4 protein-coding genes are annotated in these 3,605 nt (G+C 37.1%); 3 read left to right on the top strand and 1 reads right to left on the bottom strand.

What is annotated here, in order from left to right; genetic code table 11:
• Positions 1 to 581: 581 nt before the first annotated feature.
• Positions 582 to 1,361, top strand: coding sequence for a 3D domain-containing protein (locus GMJ66_RS19825; RefSeq protein WP_156292050.1), 780 nt, complete (start codon positions 582 to 584; stop codon positions 1,359 to 1,361).
• A 68-nt stretch (positions 1,362 to 1,429) separates the two neighbouring features.
• On the opposite strand, the gene rnhC is transcribed toward GMJ66_RS19825, so the two are convergent.
• The gene (gene rnhC, locus GMJ66_RS19820) at positions 1,430 to 2,365 is read right to left on the bottom strand and encodes a ribonuclease HIII (protein ID WP_231514995.1); all 936 of its coding nucleotides are present in this window, start codon (positions 2,363 to 2,365) and stop codon (positions 1,430 to 1,432) included.
• Positions 2,366 to 2,542: 177 nt separating this feature from the next.
• Here rnhC and zapA point away from each other — a divergent pair, with 177 nt between their 5' ends.
• The gene (zapA, locus tag GMJ66_RS19815) at positions 2,543 to 2,806 is read left to right on the top strand and encodes a cell division protein ZapA (RefSeq protein WP_156292048.1); all 264 of its coding nucleotides are present in this window, start codon (positions 2,543 to 2,545) and stop codon (positions 2,804 to 2,806) included.
• A 6-nt stretch (positions 2,807 to 2,812) separates the two neighbouring features.
• A complete protein-coding gene (locus tag GMJ66_RS19810; protein ID WP_156292047.1) occupies positions 2,813 to 3,358 on the top strand; it encodes a CvpA family protein in 546 nt (181 codons plus the stop codon).
• The last annotated feature ends 247 nt before the right edge of the window (positions 3,359 to 3,605 follow it).

Here is a 3,605-nt window from a genome sequence, read left to right as displayed (position 1 = left end):
TAGCGAGACTTCCTTCACCTCCGTACGATAAGTCAACATTGGATCAGTTTTTTGGGGAAGGCCGACTAAAAGCGGGCTAGCGATCAGGCGTCGACATCCCCTATGAAGGGGCATGTTTCCTTTATCTCCTGCGGCAGTGGAATGTTCGATTAAGACCGCTGCTTTGAGAAGCAACATCGAACCACCTGGCATTGCCAGGCGCAGTCCGTACGTCGCTAAAAGGGCGCTTGCGCTTTTGTTCTAAGTTAAGACTCTTTTCGCAAAGTCTTCGCTGGTTTTGCGCTATTCCACTTTCTATCTGATCATTACTAAGCATTTTTGATTGGGTCAGAGATTAATTTATTTCTCTTGAACTACGGACAGTCGCATTTTACAGTGGCCCTTTAAAACAGCCTTATATTTTATATAGAATACAAGCTTAAATTAAGATGGTTATGCACCAGAAAGAGTCAATAGAACCTATTAAACAAACTATATTATATTTGTAATCTATGATACAAACCTTTAAATAGGATGTAACCGCAGATATGGACTTACCATGGTACGATTAGCTTGTCAGTAAATAAAAGGGGGATTACTTAATGAGAAAATTGGCAATGGTCGTGTTTGTTTTAGTCATGATCTGCTCTTTTGGAAATTCAGTATCTGCTGGAGAATATGAAGTGAAAAAGGGAGATACCCTTTGGGATATAGCGAATGAGCATCATACGACGGTAGAAGAATTAACCCATAAAAATGAACTAAACTCTACAATTATTTATCCGAAACAAGTATTAACTGTGGATGAAAAGGAATTAGAATATTACACGGTTAAAAAAGGTGACACGTTAAGTGACATCAGTGACACATTTGGTGATGATGTAACAGTAGATAAATTAAAATCATGGAATAACCTTTCAAGTGATTTGATTCTGGTTGGGCAAGAACTGGTTGTAAGTGGCCCGGAACTGACAGAACAGGAAGCAATTAAGAATATGGAACAGGATGCAAGTACTGCAGTAATTAATAAACAGAATGATAAGGAAAAGCCAATCAAACAACAATCAAAAGAACAGAGCGGAGACCCACAAGGTAAAACATTCTCCGTGGAAGCTACTGCTTACACCGCATATTGTACGGGTTGTTCCGGTATTACCGCGACTGGTGTTAATCTAAAAGAAAACCCTAATGAGAAAGTAATCGCCGTAGACCCAACGATTATTCCATTGGGGACTAAAGTTCATGTAGAGGGGTATGGCTATGCGATTGCAGCAGATACGGGTGGAGCGATTAAAGGCAATAAAATAGATATTCATGTTCCAACGAAAGATGAAGCGTACAACTGGGGAAGAAGGACAGTAGACCTTACTATCCTTGATTGATATACAAAAACGCCTATGAAATCGAATTATTTCATAAGCGTTTCAGCGTTGTTATTATGGCACTCCAACTATAAATATTTCTTTGCTTTCTTTGTATTAGCAAAATGAACTTTAGCACATGAATTTAAAATATTTTCTCCTTTACTTCGGATGATATGGGCTATCGTACGATCTACTTTGCTGGAAGCACCTTTTGGCAGTTCAATTCCCATTTTATCAGACAGTTTATCCATTTCCTTTACAAAACTTGTTCTAGCAATAATCGAACCTGCAGCTACCGCAATCGAATAACTCTCCGCTTTTGTCATGAAGTGCGTTTTCTCCGGTAAGGATCGTTTTTCCGATTTTAAATAATTTATATACACTCCTGGTTCACAAAATTGATCTATTAATATTCCATCATAGGGGGCACTTCCAATTTTCCGCTTTAAATGATTTATCGCGGAATGGTGCAGCATGGCTTTCATCTTCCCTTGGGACCAGCCCTTTTCCTGAAGCTGATTGTATTTTTCATTATGTAAGATAACCAGCGAATATGGGATGTTTAATTGAACAATCTCCTTGGAAAGATCCTGGATAACGGAATCTGTTAAATTTTTAGAGTCTCTTATCCCCATTTCTTTCAGTAAAGCGATTTTCTCTTTTTCTACATATACTGCTCCAACCGTAATTGGGCCGAAATAATCTCCGGTTCCAGCTTCATCAGATCCGATGTGATTGCTCTTAAATAAGATGGGGGAAGGGGCATATGCTGTTGTTTTTGGTTGATTTCGATTTGAATTATTATGTTTAGTTTGTATACTATCCTTTAACCATTTGTTTGCTTCGGTGTCAGGAGAGCTGCCTTGGAAAAGAACCTTCCCTGATTTATAAGAGGTAATGACAGCATACTGTGTTTTTGCTCGGAATATTGCCCCCTGTGGTGTAGATGTGAGTGATTCCTGATAGTATTTTTTCATCTCATTGATTGTTTTTGTTGGAAATGTGTGAACAATTTGTCCCAAAATATCTCTCCTATTCATTCGTATGCTTTCAACATTCAGTAAGTCATTTATTCAATAACATTCACGAATTATATTATTGACTATAGCAAAATAAGGGGCAGAAAGAAATACTTCTTTTTAAAACAGCAACTTCATGTTAATATAAAGTGTAGAATTCTTAAGCGGGGGGCTTTTCGCGTGACGCAGGAGAACAAGGAACGTGTATCCGTAGAAATACATAATCGAACCTATACGGTAGTTGGAGATGACGAATCAGCCAGTCATGTTCGTTTAGTAGCAAGTCTAGTTGATCAGAAGATGAAAGATATCCAAAGTTCAAATAAACATCTTGATACAGCAAGTCTTGCTGTACTTACCGCATTAAATACGATGAATGATTACTTGAAATTAAAGGAAGAATACGCTAGATTGTTAGGTTCAATGAACAGGAAAGAGGATTAATAAAATATGTTTAATCTCATATTACTATTAATATTTATTTTCGGATTTTTAATGGGTCTGAAAAGGGGATTTATATTACAACTTTTACATTTATTAGGGTTTATCGCAGCGTTTATTGTTGCTGCGATGTATTATGATGAATTGGGGCCAAGGCTGGCATTATGGATTCCATATCCGGAATTACCAGATGAAAGTGCCTGGGCTGCATTTCTCCAAGCGTTACCATTAGAGAATGCTTTTTATAATGCGATTGCTTTTGCGATCATATTCTTTGCAGTGAAAATAATTTTACAAATCGTAGCTTCCATGCTTGATTTTGTAGCTTCAATTCCAATTATAAATTCCATTAATAAACTATTGGGTGCTATACTTGGATTTATCGAAGTATACTTACTTGCATTTATTATTTTATACATATTAGCATTAACGCCTGTTAACATGGTACAGGAGTGGATCAACGGTTCTTCTGTTGCATTATTTATTTTGGAGCAAACACCTTATTTCTCAGAAAAGATTCTGGAATTGTGGTTTTCATTCATGGGTGAAGAATAAGTTTGGAGAAATGATAGTTGAAAATCATTCAAGTTTATCACGTGATAAATGGGTAGTAAAATGCTCACAGCAATTATTTTGAGATATCTCTAGAATGTTAGTGGCGGAGAAAATCCCCATAGAGAAAAGATTTACATTATAAATATTCTATAAGTGCGTGTTCAAAAAGGAGGATGAAAAGGACCGAGAAGTTCGAGGCAGTGAAGCTTTGGGTAGCGGAACGTATGCAGTTAAAACGTGAGCAACA

This window comes from Oceanobacillus salinisoli (assembly GCF_009733865.1).
Classification (GTDB): Bacteria; Bacillota; Bacilli; order Bacillales; family Amphibacillaceae; genus Oceanobacillus; species Oceanobacillus salinisoli.
This window is presented reverse-complemented; position numbering and strand designations above follow the sequence as displayed.